The following is a 12,978-nucleotide window of genomic DNA, read 5'->3' on the forward strand; positions in this document are numbered from 1 at the left end:
CGCCACAGGATGGGTCCATGACTGACTCCCCGGTGCTGTGGTTCGAAGAGATCGGCATGGGCGATGTCCCGCAGGTGGGCGGCAAGAACGCCTCCCTCGGGGAGCTCATCCAGTCCCTGAAAGCCAAAGGCGTGCGCGTGCCGGACGGCTTCGCCACCACCGCGGACGCCTACCGCCGGTTCCTCGAGGCCAACGGGATCGAGGCCGCAATGCGCTCGCGGATCAAGTCCTACCGTTCGGGCGAAACCTCCCTGCGCGCCACCGGGGAGGCCATCCGTGAGCTGTTCCTGGACAGTGAGTTCCCCGCGGACATCGCCGATTCCATCCGCTCCCACTACCGGGAGCTGGGCGAGCGCGCCGGACTGGAGCGGCTCTCGGTCGCGGTCCGCAGCAGCGCCACCGCCGAGGACCTGCCCGACGCGAGCTTTGCCGGGCAGCAGGAGACGTTCCTGAACATCGCGGGGGAGCGGGAACTCCTGGACGCCTGCCGCCGCTGCTACGCCTCCCTGTTCACGGACCGGGCCATCAGCTACCGCGAAGTCAAGGGCTTTGACCATCTCGACGTCGCACTCTCGATCGGCGTGCAGCGGATGGTGCGCTCCGACGTCGGCGCCTCCGGCGTGATGTTCTCCATCGACACGGATTCCGGCTTTCCCCGGGCGGCCGTGATCAGCGCCGCGTGGGGCCTGGGCGAAACCGTGGTCCAGGGCACCATCAACCCGGACAAATACCTTGTGTTCAAGCCGCTTCTGACGCCGGCCGCGGACGCGGACAAATTCAGTCCCATTATCGAGAAGACCCTCGGCTCCAAGGAGCGCAAGATGGTCTACAGCCGGGGCGGCCATGCGCGGACCAGGATGGTGGACACCTCCGACGCCGAACGCCGCACCTTCGTCCTGGCCGACGCCGAAATCCTCGCCCTGGGGCGCTGGGCGGTGAGCGTCGAGGAGCACTATGCCCGGCCGATGGACATGGAATGGGCCAGGGACGGCGTCACTGGGGAGCTGTTTATGGTCCAGGCCCGGCCCGAGACCGTCCAATCGCAGAAATCAGGCTCCCGGTTCACCCTCCACCACCTGCGGGAAACCGGCACCGTGCTGGCCGCCGGCGCCGCGATCGGCGACTCGATCGCGCAGGGCACCGCCTGCGTGATCCGGAGCGCGGGGGACATCGAGAACTTCCGCGACGGCGCCATCCTGGTCACCGAAATGACCGACCCGGATTGGGTTCCGATCATGAAACGGGCCGCCGGCATCGTCACGGACCACGGCGGCCCCACCAGCCATGCGGCGATCGTGAGCCGCGAACTCGGGGTCCCCGCCGTCGTCGGCACCGGCAACGCCACCGCGGTCCTGGCCGAAGGCCGGGCTGTGACCCTCTCCTGCGCCGAGGGCGATGAAGGCCGGGTGTACGAGGGAACCCTCGCGTTCGACACCGAGGAGGTGGACCTCGGCGACCTGCCGGAGACGCGCACCAAAGTCATGGTCAACATCGCCAGCCCCGCGGCGGCCTTCCAGTGGTGGCGGCTGCCGGCCGACGGCGTCGGGCTCGCCCGGATGGAATTCATCATCAGCAGCCTGATCCGCGTCCACCCCATGGCGCTGGTCCATCCCGACCGGGTCACCGACCCCCGGGAAGCCGAACAGATCCGGGACCTCACCCGCGGCTACCCCGACCCGAAGGACTACTTCGTGGACGCCCTGGCGCTGGGCATCGCCAAGATCGCCGCACCCTACTACCCCCGGCCCGTGATTGTCCGGCTCAGCGACTTCAAGACCAACGAGTACGCGCATCTGATCGGCGGCTCCGCCTTCGAGGAGCCGGAGGAAAACCCGATGCTCGGCTTCCGCGGCGCCTCCCGCTACTACGACGACCGCTACCGTGCGGGATTCGCCCTCGAATGCGCCGCGCTCAAACGGGTCCGCGAGCAGCTGGGGTTCACCAACGTCATTGTGATGGTGCCCTTCTGCCGCACGCCGCACGAAGCGGACCGGGTGCTGGCCGTCATGGCGGAGCACGGCCTTGTCCGCGCCCAGGACGGCCTGCAGGTGTACATGATGTGCGAGATCCCGTCCAACGTGGTCCTCGCCGCCAAGTTCGCCACGCGCTTCGACGGCTTCTCCATCGGCTCCAATGACCTCACCCAACTGGTCCTGGGGGTGGACCGGGACTCGGCGCAGCTGGCAGCACTCTTCGACGAACGGGACGAAGCCGTCATGGCCATGATCAGCGAGGCCATCCGGCAGGCCCACGCCGCCGGGATCAAGATCGGCATCTGCGGCCAGGGCCCCAGCAACCATCCCGAGTTCGCGGCGTTCCTGGTCGGGGAGGGGATCGATTCGATCTCCCTGAACCCGGACAGCTACCTCAGGACTGTTCCGCGGATCGCGGAAGCCGAGAACCAGCAACCGCCCCGGTAGCGCGCCCGGCCGCCGGCAGCCCGGGGCCTCCAACGCCGGCGCCCCTCGCCCCGGACCCTTTCCTTCCGGCACCCTTTCTTCCGGCACCCTTTCTTCCGGCACCCTTTCTTCCGGCACCCGTGCCGGCAGTGTCCTTGCCCGCGCTGAGCGCGCGCAGCGCGTTGAGGATGGTGGCCAGGTCCACCAGCTCCTGGGACAGGGCACCGGCGATGGCCGGGACATAGCCGGCGGCCGCGGCAACCATCAGGGCCACACTCAGCGCAATGCCGATCCAGATGCTCTGCAGCGCCACCCTGACGGTGCGCTGGCCGATCCGCACAGCGGTGGCGGCCTTGGACAGGTCATCGAGGATGATCACGACGTCGGCCGACTCGCCGGCCGCCGTCGAGCCACGGGCGCCCATCGCGATGCCGACGTCGGCGACCGCCAGGACAGGGGCGTCGTTGACGCCGTCGCCCACCATCATCACCGGGCGGAGCGGCAGGGACCGGACGGCCTCCACCTTGTCCGGCGGCAGGCACTCGGCCCGGACGTCGGTCAGCCCTGCTTCGGCCGCGATGTGCTCGGCGGTGGCGAGGGCGTCGCCGGTCAGCATGACCGTCTGCGTGACACCAAGCTCCCTGAGCTCGGCCAGGGTGCGGCGGGCTTCCCCACGGATGGGGTCGCTCATCACCAAGGCGCCGGCGAACTTCCCGGCCACGCCCACGTAGATCGCGAGTTCGCCGCTGGCCAGCTCCGCTTCCACGACGCCCGCGGCAGATTCCGCCACGAAATTGGGTTTGCCCACCACCACGTCGCGGCCGTCGAAGCGGGCCCGGACGCCGTGCGTGGCGAATTCGGTCGCCTCCGTGGCGGGCTCGAACACCAGCCCGCGGGTGCGCGCGGCATCCATCACCGAGGCGGCGAGCACATGGGAGGAGTACTGCTCGGCCGAGGCCGCAAGGCCGAGCACCTCGTCCTCGGTAAACGCCCCCGACGTCCGCACGCCCACCAGGGCGGGCCGGCCGTAGGTCAGGGTGCCCGTTTTGTCGAACGCCGCGGTCTTGATCCGGCTCAGCTGTTCCAGGACGCCCGCGTATTTGACGATCACACCGGAACGGGCGGCCCGGCTCATGCCGCCCAGGAACGCCACAGGAGCGGCAATCAGCAACGGGCAGGGGGTGGCCACCACCAGCACTTCAGCGAACCGGGCCGGGTCTCCGCTGATGATCCAGCCCGCGGCGCCCAGGGTGTAGGCCAGGGCCGTGAACGGGATGGCATACCGGTCGGCAAGCCGGACCATGGGCGCCTTGCTCTCCGAGGCCTCCTTGACCAAGGCCACGATGCGGCTGTACTGCGAATCCTCCATCCGGGCCGTCACCTGCATCCGGACCGCCGCCTCGCCGTTGAGGGAACCGCTCATCAGCGGCTCCCCGGCCGCCCGCTCCACCGGGAGGCTTTCGCCCGTCAGCGAGGATTCGTCGAAGGTGCCGGAGTCCGAGAGCAGGATGCCGTCCAGCGGCACCACCTCTCCCGGCCGCACCAGCAGGATGTCCCCGATCCCGACGTCGGTGGCGGCCACATCTTCATGCTGGCCGTCAGTGCTGCCGGCGGTGTTGGCAGTGCCGGCCGTGTCTGTTCCGGCTGCGGAGGGCCCGGCTGTGCCGGTTCCGCCTGTGTCTGTTCCGGCTGCGGAGCTTCCGCCCCGCTCGCGGTGGGCCGTCTGGGGGACGCGTTCGAGCAGGGACGTCAGTTCCTTCTTGGCCCGGCCGGCGGCGTAGTCCTCAAGGGCGGTTCCGCCGGCCATCATGAGGACGATGATCATGGACGCGATAAACTCGCCCACCAGCACTGTGCTGACAATCGCGGTGACCGCCAGGATGTCGATGCCCCACTGGCCGCCCATCAGGCGGCGGGCCATGCCGACGGCAAGGTAGGCCGCCACGGCCAGCGCGTAGATACTGGCCGAGACCTGCGCAACCACCGGCTGCCCGGACAGCAGCAGGACAATCACCGCCAGGAGGGCCGCAAGTGTGCCCGCCACGAGCGGATACCGGAGCATAAGTTTCAAGGCGGGCCGCCTCAGTCTCGGCGTCGGGATGATCATTTTCGGTTAGTTGCATCCTACTGCGGGCCACTCCCGTGAAGGCCCGTACGAGCCCAGGTTACGGAGCGCCGCACTACGGCCACCGCGGAACAAGGCAACGCGGGGTCAGACCGCGCCCATCCGGGTGGCCATCATGGGCGCCAAGTGACCCCGCGTTGCTTCGGCTGGCCCGGGCACTTCAGCCCTAGCCCGGCTGTGACCGGTGGTGCCACAGTGAGGCATGTGGTCCATCCTGTCCGGCCGGCGCCGCTGGCTGGCGGCCGGGGGCGCGGTATTGCTGCTGGCCGCCGGGGTAGTGCTGGCGGTTTTCCTGGCCGCTGGGCCGCCGTCGGCCGGGCCACCACCGTCACCGTCGGCTCCGGCCGCGGGCGGCACGCCTGGCAGTTCGACGTCGGGCACGCCTGACAGCCCGACGCCTGACAGTTCGACGCCTGACGGTTCGACGCCGGGTCCGCCGGACAGTCCGGTTCCCGCTCCCGGCGGAACGGCTCCGGCCGGGCCCGCCCCACTGCTCACGGTCCCGGTCCCGGTACCGCCTGCGCCGCCAGCCCTTGAACCCCCGGCGCCCGCCCCGGCCGCCCCGTTTCCCGCAGCGCTCGCCGGCCGCGACCTCGAGGTGATCCCCGGGGCCGGCGCCGTGGTGGCCCTGACGTTCGACGCCGGCGCGAACTCAGCCGGATTGCCGCGCATCCTGCAGACCCTCGCCGCCACCGGAGTGCGCGGCACGTTCTTCCTCACCGGCAACTGGGCCGCCGCCAACCCCGCGGGAGTCGCGGCGATCGCCGCCGGCGGCCACCGGCTGGGCAACCACTCGATGACCCACCCCGGCTTCACCGGCCTGCCGGACGCCGACATCCGGCAACAGCTGCAGGGCGCCGAGCAGGCCATCCGGGCCGGCGGCGGGGACCCGCGGCCGCTCTTCCGTTTTCCCTTCGGCGAACGCGACGCCCGCACCATCGCCACGGTCAACGCTTACGGCTACCTGCCCGTCCGCTGGACCGTGGACACCCTCGGCTGGAAGGGCACCAGCGGCGGGATCACGGCGCAGATCGTGGCGGACCGGGTGTTGGCCCGGCTCCAGCCCGGGGAGATTGTGCTGATGCACATCGGCTCCAACCCCGACGACGGGACCACCCTCGACGCCGATGCCCTGCCGGGGATGATCGCGCGGATCCGCGCGGCCGGCTACGGCTTCACCACCCTCGATGCGCTGCTGCGCTGACTCAGGTCCCGAAGCCGGCAACTGCCCCGACATTGTGGCAGTACGCCCCTGTCGCCGGGGCCCGATGGCTGGTACGACTGGGGCATGACGGAGTCGCCCACCCTGGCCGCCGCGCTGGCGCCCGTCGACGCTGTAATTTTTGACCTCGACGGGGTGGTCACAGACACGGCGGAACTCCGCGCCGCGGCGTGGAAGGAGCTCTTCGACGACCTCCTGCAGGACCCGCGGCTTCCCGCCGGGACCCGCAGGGACGCGTTCAGCTCCGGTGACTACCTGGATGTAGTGGCCGGCCGGACCGGTGAGGACGCGGTGTGCGCCGTCCTGCGCTCCCGCGGGGCGCGCATCCCGGACGGAAAACCCTCGGACGGCCCCGGGGAGTGGACCGCCTTCGGCCTCGCGGCTCGCCAGAACGAACTGTTCGACACACTGCTCCGCACCACCGGCGTGCGGGCCTACCCCGGCACCACGGACCTGCTCGGCCGGCTGAAGGCCGGGCGCGTTCCCGTGGTGCTTGCCACCTCCGACCGGAATGCCGGCGCACTGCTGGCTGCCGTCGGTCTCGGGGACGCTTTCGACCACGTGATCGACGGCCGGACGGCCCTGGACCGCGGCGTCGCGGGAAAACCTGCCCCGGCACTGCCGCTGGAAGCGGTGCGTCGGCTGGAAATACCTCCTGCCCGCGCGATGGTCATCGAGGCCTCGGAGGCCGGGGTGGAGGCAGGGCGCCGCGGCAGGTTCGGGCTGGTGGTCGGCATCGACCGGGACGGGCGGCGGGAGCGGCTGGAAGCGGCGGGTGCCGACGTCGTCGTCGAGGACGTCAGCCAGCTGGACATCGGCCTGGTCATTACCCACCCGTGGCTGCTGGTCTACGAGGGTTTCGACCCGGCGCACGAGGGCCACCGGGAAGCCCTCACCACCCTGGGCAACGGCTATCTGGCCACGCGCGGAGCCGCCCCGGAACACCGCGCCGGGGCCGTGCACTATCCCGGCAGCTACCTGGCCGGCGTCTATAACAGCCTGCACAGCGTGGTCCTGGACCAGGAATCCGACGACGAACACCTGGTCAACATCCCGGACTGGCTGCCCCTGGACCTGCGGATCGGCGACGGCGGCTGGTGGTCCGAGGGCGGCCTGGCGCTCCGGAGCGAGCGGCGGACGCTGGACCTGAAACGGGCGGTGCTGAGCCGCGAGGCACTACTGGAGGACGACGCCGGGCGTCAGCTCCAGGTGCTGCAACGCCGACTGGTGTCCATGGCCACACCGAACCTCGCCGCCCTGGAAACCGTCATCACCGCCGTCGGCTGGAGCGGGGGCATCAGCGTGCGCAGCGGCTGCGACACGGACGTCACCAACGCCAATGTCCCCGAGGACGCGTCGCTGTCCAGCCGGCACCTGGGGTCTGTTACAGCTGGCGCCTCCGGGCCCGGCCCGGGAGCGGCCGGGCTCACGGTGGAGGTCCGCACCGTCAGCAGCGGAATCGGGATCGCCCTGGCGCTCCGGACGGAGGTGTCCGGGGCCGGCGGACCGGCCGGCACCGCCATTCCCGAACAGCTGGGCGGGCTGCACACCCACCGCTTCGAGCTGTCCGCGGAGGCGGGGGAGCCGCTGACCGTGCTCAAAACCGTGGCCGTGGCGTCCTCCCGCGACCACGCCATCGCCTCGCCGCTGGCGGCCGCCCGGGCAGCGCTGGCCCGCGCCCCGGGCAGCTTCGCAGCCCTGCAGGCCGAGCACGAGGCCGCCTGGGAGATCCTGCTCAAGCCGTTCACCATCGAGTTCGACGCGAGCTCGCAGGCGCAGCTCATCCTCAACCTGCACGTCTTCCACCTGCTGCAGACGCTCACCACCCACACCGCTGAACTCGACGCCGGCGTACCGGCCCGGGGTCTGCACGGCGAGGGCTACCGGGGGCACATCTTCTGGGACGAACTCTTCGTCCTGCCGGTGCTGAACTCGCGGCTGCCGTCGCTCGCGCGGGAGCTGCTCGACTACCGGTGGCGGCGGCTGGGCACCGCCCGGGACGCGGCGCGCGCCGCGGGCCTGGAGGGGGCGCTGTTCCCGTGGCAAAGCGGCAGCGACGGCACGGAGCAGACGCCGAAGCTGCTGTTCAACCGGCGGTCCGGGCACTGGATGCAGGACTACTCCCGGCTCCAGCGGCACGTGGGCCTCGCCGTCGCCTACAACGCCTGGCAGTACTTCGAAGCGACCCAGGACCGCGGCTGGCTGACCGAGCACGGCGCGGAAATCATCGTCGACGTCGCCCGCCTGTTCGCATCCATGGCTGAGTTCGACCCGGCGGAGGACCGCTTCCACCTCCGCGGCGTTATGGGCCCGGACGAGTACCACACGGGAAACCCCGGTGACCCGGGCGGCGGGCTGAACGACAACGCCTACACCAACGTCATGGCCGCGTGGGTGTTCGACCAGGCCGTCTGGATCATGGAGTCAGTCCGCGGGTTCGACATGGAGGAGCTGCGCGCCCGGCTGCTGGTGACCGGCGCCGAAATCGAGGTCTGGGAGCACCTGAGCCGGCGCATGTTCGTTCCGTTCCACGACGACGGCGTCATCAGCCAGTTCGACGGCTACAGCGCGCTGCAGGAGCTGGACTGGAAGCACTACCGCCGCAGCTACGGGCTCATCGAGCGCCTGGACCTGATTCTCGAGGCGGAAGGGGACAGCACCAACCACTACCGGCTGGCCAAGCAGGCCGACGTGCTGATGCTGCTGTACGTCCTGGGCGAGGACCAGCTCCTCCGGTTCCTGGCCCGGCTGGGGTATCCGGTCAGCCCGGCGCAGATGGCCGCCACAGTGGACTTCTACCTGGCCCGGACGGCGCACGGGTCCACGCTCAGCCGGGTGGCGCACGCATCAGTGCTGGCACAGCGGGACCCCGAACGGGCGTGGGCGGTGTTCCGGGAAGCCCTGGATGCGGACCTCGATGACACGCAGGGCGGAACCACCAGCTTCGGCATCCACTTGGGCGCCATGGCCGGGACCATCGACGTTGTCCAGCGCAGCTTCGCCGGGCTGCGGATCACGCGGGACGCCCTCGACTTCGCGCCCCGGCTGCCTGTAGAGCTTGACCGCCTGAAGTTTCATGTCCGCTACCGGGACCAGCTGCTCGCCGTCCAGCTGGAACGCGACCGGCTGACGGTGTCGGCGGCCCCGGGGGACGCCGCCCCGGTGCTGGTGCGGGTAGGAACCCACCGGGTACTGCTCCGGCCCGGGCGAGTGCACGAGTTCCTGCGCAGGGACGGCTGGCCTGCCCCCGGCGCGGCGCCGGTTACGGGGATTCCATCCGCAGGACGGCGGCGCCGGTGACCCGGTCCTCCGACAGGTCCAGCAGTGCCCGGTCCGCGGCGGAGAACGGGTAGGGCACCGTTGTGGGACGCAGCGGAACCTCCGCGGCGATCCGGAAGAACTCCTCGCCGTCGGCCCGGGTGTTGGCCGTGACGCTGCGCAGCTGGCGTTCCTGGAACAGGTCCGTCGCGTAGTGCAGCGGGGGAATGTCGCTCAGGTGGATCCCAGCGACGGCGAGGGTCCCGCCGCGGTCAAGGGCCCGCAGGGCCACCGGAACCAGGCCGCCCGCCGGGGCAAACAGGATGGCCGAGTCCAGCGGGTCCGGGGGCTGCTCGTCGGCCCCGCCGGCGAAGGTGGCGCCCAGCTCAAGGGCCAGGCTGCGGGCTTCCTCCGACCGCGTCATCACGTACACGCGGGCGCCCCGGTACAGGGCGATCTGGGCTGCCAGGTGGGCGGATCCGCCGAAGCCGTAGATCCCCAGCCGCCCGCCGATGGGCAGCTCCGCGCGGGCGAGGGCCCGGTAACCGATAATTCCCGCGCACAGCAGGGGCGCAGCTTCCTCGTCGGAGAACAAGGCCGGGAGCCGGTAGGCGAAGTCCTCGGCCACCGTGATGAGCTCCGCGTAGCCGCCGTCGCGGTCCCAGCCGGTGAACACCGGGGTGAGGCACAGGTTTTCCTCCCCGCGCAGGCAGAAGCGGCAGGAGCCGCAGGTCCCGCCGAGCCAGGCAACCCCGACCCGGTCGCCGGGGGAGAACCGTGTTGCGCGGGTGCCGCGACCCACGACTTCGCCCACCACTTCGTGGCCCGGAATGGTGCCGGCGTGCCGCGGGGCGAGGTCCCCCTCGGCCAGGTGCAGGTCGGTGCGGCAGACGCCGCACGTCCGGACCCGCAACAGCACCTCCCGGGGGCCGGGCAGGGGATCGGGGCATTCATCCTCCACCAGGGGGCCGTTTTTCATCGGTCCGGGCTGTCCTACCCGCCAGGCTCGCACGGGCGCCTCCTCTGCTAAAACCTTCAGCTCCCCTCTGAAGGCGGTGGTCCGGTGGATGGGGTCAGCGCGTAATCAGGACGTTGCACCGCGCCTTGTTCAGAACAGCAGTGACGGTGTTCCCGGGGCCGCCCTCACGGTTGTGGGCGCCGATCACCAGGACATCAGCGTCCGCGGCGGCCGCCAGGAGTTCCTTGGACGCGGCGTGGCCTTCCCTGAGGGAGCCGGAGACCGGCACCTCCGGGGCCAGCACTTTGGCGTCCGCCACAGCGTGGTCCAGCAGTTCCTGGCCGTGGAGGACGTGTTTGCCGTGCACGGCACGGGCCCTGCCGCGCGTCTTGTCGATATGGACCACCTGCAGGGGTGCCCCGAACATCGCTGCCAGCCGTGCGGCGGCGGCCAGCGCCGCGGAACTCCGGGACGTCCCGTCGACGCCAACCACCACGGGCCCCGGCGGCTCGCCGGGGCCGCGGGGGCGGTGAATGACCATGAGCGGGCACGGCGAGGATCCGGCCAGGGCGAGGCAGGCCGATCCGGCAACGTGCCCCAGCAGGCCGCCAAGCCCGCGGCTGCTCACCACCAGGAGGGCGGCGTCGCCGGCAGCGCCGCGGAGCACCGGAGCCGGGAGCCCGGCTTCGATGACACCTTCGACGGCGAATTCCGGCTCGGCGCCCGCCGGGGTGTCGGCTGCCGGGGCCGTGCCGCCGGCTGCGGCGTCCGGTTCCGGGGGACCCGGCGCAGCGTTCCTGGCGGCGGCGTGGGCCGTCCGCGCCAGCTCGACGCCCTCCGCCAGGATCGCCTCGGCGGCGTGCCGCAGCCCGCTGCCCTCGACGCCGCGCACCGGCCCGAGCTTCTTGGTGAACAGGGGCCACACCCAGGCGTGCACCACCCGGAGCCGGTACTTTCCCGCGGCGGCGTACTCCGCAGCCCACCGGACGGCACCCTGCGCGGCCTCGGACCCGTCATAGCCGACTGCAACCGTGGTGCGTCCGTGCCCTGCGGCCGGTGCAGTCATCCGTCCTCCCGGTCAGCCATGCCCGCGTCCGGGCGGTACTTTGCCCCCAGTAGAACGCTCCCTGCCGGAAAGGGCTAGGGGCTTTGGTCCCGCGGGTTCCGCGGCTCCTGACCGGGCGCGCGGTCGGCGTGCGCGCCTGCCTCAGGGCCGTTGCTGTACTGCTCGCGCAGTTCGCGGCCGCGCTCGATGTCTTCCTCCTCGCGGGCCTGCAGCTTGTCGCTCTGCTTGGTGTCGCGGGGCGGGAGCTGGAGGGTTTCCTCGGCTTCGATGCCGGCCTGCAGCTGCCGGCCACGTTCCATCTCGGCGTCGAACTCCGCCCCGAACAGCAGGGACATGTTGAGGATCCACAGCCACAGCAGCGAGATGATGACGCCGCCGATGGTGCCGTACGTCTCGTTGTAGCTGCTGAAGTTGGCGACGTAGAACCCGAACGCCAGGGAGGCGAGCAGGAAGATCACCAGGAAGATGCAGGACCCCAGGCTCATCCAGCGGAACTTGGGCTGCTTCACGTTGGGCGTGGCGTAGTAGAGGATGGCGACCGCGAGGATGACCAGCAGCAGGATCACCGGCCACTTGAGGATGTTCCACGCCGTCAGGAAGGCGTCGCCCAGGCCGATCGCGCCGCCCACGGACTCGGCCACCGGCCCGCTGAGGACCAGCATGGCCGAGAGCACGAGCACGATCAGGACCGTGGCGATGGTGACGGCGAGCATGGTACCCCGCAGCTTGATGAAGGGCCGGCCCTCATCGACTTCGTAGATCCGGTTCATGGCCCGGCCAAACGCCCCCACATAGCCCGACGCGGACCACAGGGCCGTGAGGATGCCGAGCACCAGGGTCAATCCTGCAGCGGAGGAGTTGCTGAGCTGCTCCACGGGCTGGCGGACGGCCTCGACCGTTTCAGCGGGCGCAAAGCCGGCAACGATGTCCAGGAGCGCGGAGGTGGTCTTCTCGGCCTGCCCGAAGACCCCCAGCAGTGACACCAGGGCCAGCAGGGCCGGGAAGATGGACAGGACCGAGTAGTAGGTCAGTGCCGCGGCGAGATCCGGGCACTGGTCCTTGGTAAATTCGCGCAGCGTCTTCTTGGCGATGTATTTCCACGAGGGCTTGGCGACGTCGGTGGGGCTGTCCGGCTTCCGGGAATCGTCCGGGGCGGGCGCGGTGCGGGCCTTGGCGGTGCTGCTCTCTGCGGATTCGGCGTCAGCCATAGTGTCATTTTCTGCCTTGGCAGGGTTCTGGGCCATGGGAGATCTTCTTTCTTCGGGTTAAAGCGCATTGGCCGGCCGCCCGGGCGCGGGTGCGCTGGGGCGGCCGGCCGGGTCCAGCGGGCTACGCCTGCTGGACGTTGTCCTTGGCTTCGGCGGTGCGGTCCTTGACGTCCGTTACTGCGCCCTGGCCCTCCGTTTTGACGTGCTCGGTGGCGTCTGCGGCCGTGGCCTTGACGTTTTCCATGGCTTCCTGCGCCGGTTCCTTGAGGCCCTCGGCAACGTGCTTCGCAGCCTCGGTCAGTTCCGTGGTGAGCGGTTCGGCCGCGGACTTCAGGGCATCCGCCGCTTCGCGTTCCTTCTGGCTGGCCGGGATCAGGGAGGACACCAGCAGTCCGGCGCCGAAGGCGATCAGGCCTGCGGCCAGCGGGTTGCCCTGGGTTTTGGTCTTGGCCCGGGCCGGGGCGTCCCCGATCGCCGCGCCGGCGTCGCCCAGGTGGGCTCCGGCCGAACCGGTGGCGGAGTGGACGTTCCCTGCGGTGTGGTCTGCCGCTCCCATGACTTTCTCCTTCGCTCCGAACACGGCGTCCTTCACGCTTTCCTTGACCTTGTCGGTCTGGCGCTGGACGACATGTGACGGGGTGACCTTGTCCGCTACGGCGTCGACGTTGGTGCCGAGCCGTGCGCGGGTCGCTTCAATATCTGCTCGGATGACATCCGGGTTTTCACTCATAGTGTTTTCCTC

General features: G+C 70.5%; 8 protein-coding genes. 3 read left to right on the forward strand and 5 right to left on the reverse strand.

The features are described 5' to 3' along the window. Window positions 1–17: 17 nt before the first annotated feature. The gene (gene ppsA, locus ACTWQD_RS02675; RefSeq protein WP_443194647.1) at window positions 18–2,420 is read left to right on the forward strand and encodes a phosphoenolpyruvate synthase; all 2,403 of its coding nucleotides are present in this window, start codon (window positions 18–20) and stop codon (window positions 2,418–2,420) included. On the opposite strand, the gene ACTWQD_RS02680 is transcribed toward ppsA, so the two are convergent. Next, window positions 2,368–4,506 carry a heavy metal translocating P-type ATPase gene (locus tag ACTWQD_RS02680; protein ID WP_443194648.1) on the reverse strand — a complete coding sequence of 713 codons (2,139 nt, stop codon included), beginning with the start codon at window positions 4,504–4,506 and terminating at the stop codon, window positions 2,368–2,370. The two genes, ppsA and ACTWQD_RS02680, sit on opposite strands and share 53 nt — an antisense overlap. A 220-nt stretch (window positions 4,507–4,726) precedes the next feature. Here ACTWQD_RS02680 and ACTWQD_RS02685 point away from each other — a divergent pair, with 220 nt between their 5' ends. Both ACTWQD_RS02685 and ACTWQD_RS02690 read left to right on the forward strand, forming a co-directional pair. Then, window positions 4,727–5,728: a polysaccharide deacetylase family protein gene (locus tag ACTWQD_RS02685; RefSeq protein WP_443194649.1), complete on the forward strand. Its 1,002-nt coding sequence runs from the start codon at window positions 4,727–4,729 to the stop codon at window positions 5,726–5,728. A gap of 84 nt (window positions 5,729–5,812) precedes the next feature. Then, window positions 5,813–9,046: an HAD family hydrolase gene (locus ACTWQD_RS02690; protein ID WP_443194650.1), complete on the forward strand. Its 3,234-nt coding sequence runs from the start codon at window positions 5,813–5,815 to the stop codon at window positions 9,044–9,046. On the opposite strand, the gene ACTWQD_RS02695 is transcribed toward ACTWQD_RS02690, so the two are convergent. The 4 genes from ACTWQD_RS02695 to ACTWQD_RS02710 form a co-directional block, all read right to left on the reverse strand. Then, entirely contained in the window at window positions 9,009–9,983 is a 975-nt protein-coding gene (locus ACTWQD_RS02695; protein WP_443194651.1) for a zinc-dependent alcohol dehydrogenase family protein, read from the reverse strand. The genes ACTWQD_RS02690 and ACTWQD_RS02695 overlap by 38 nt on opposite strands. A 94-nt stretch (window positions 9,984–10,077) precedes the next feature. Further along, entirely contained in the window at window positions 10,078–11,028 is a 951-nt protein-coding gene (locus tag ACTWQD_RS02700; RefSeq protein ID WP_443194652.1) for a universal stress protein, read from the reverse strand. Between the two features lie 74 nt (window positions 11,029–11,102). Further along, window positions 11,103–12,236: a YihY/virulence factor BrkB family protein gene (locus ACTWQD_RS02705; protein ID WP_443194653.1), complete on the reverse strand. Its 1,134-nt coding sequence runs from the start codon at window positions 12,234–12,236 to the stop codon at window positions 11,103–11,105. Window positions 12,237–12,357: 121 nt separating this feature from the next. After that, complete coding sequence (locus tag ACTWQD_RS02710; protein ID WP_443194654.1) at window positions 12,358–12,966, reverse strand: DUF3618 domain-containing protein; 609 nt, start codon at window positions 12,964–12,966, stop codon at window positions 12,358–12,360. Window positions 12,967–12,978 lie beyond the last annotated feature (12 nt).

The organism is Pseudarthrobacter sp. 1C304, assembly GCF_052245515.1.
GTDB lineage: Bacteria > Actinomycetota > Actinomycetes > Actinomycetales > Micrococcaceae > Arthrobacter.

Coding starts and splice junctions, on each gene's coding strand:
- ACTWQD_RS02705 (WP_443194653.1), bottom strand. CDS start 12,236: ATGGCTGACGCCGAATCCGCAGAGAGCAGCACCGCCAAGGCCCGCACC.
- ACTWQD_RS02690 (WP_443194650.1), top strand. CDS start 5,813: ATGACGGAGTCGCCCACCCTGGCCGCCGCGCTGGCGCCCGTCGACGCT.
- ACTWQD_RS02685 (WP_443194649.1), top strand. CDS start 4,727: ATGTGGTCCATCCTGTCCGGCCGGCGCCGCTGGCTGGCGGCCGGGGGC.
- ACTWQD_RS02710 (WP_443194654.1), bottom strand. CDS start 12,966: ATGAGTGAAAACCCGGATGTCATCCGAGCAGATATTGAAGCGACCCGC.
- ACTWQD_RS02680 (WP_443194648.1), bottom strand. CDS start 4,506: ATGATCATCCCGACGCCGAGACTGAGGCGGCCCGCCTTGAAACTTATG.
- ppsA (WP_443194647.1), top strand. CDS start 18: ATGACTGACTCCCCGGTGCTGTGGTTCGAAGAGATCGGCATGGGCGAT.
- ACTWQD_RS02700 (WP_443194652.1), bottom strand. CDS start 11,028: ATGACTGCACCGGCCGCAGGGCACGGACGCACCACGGTTGCAGTCGGC.
- ACTWQD_RS02695 (WP_443194651.1), bottom strand. CDS start 9,983: ATGAAAAACGGCCCCCTGGTGGAGGATGAATGCCCCGATCCCCTGCCC.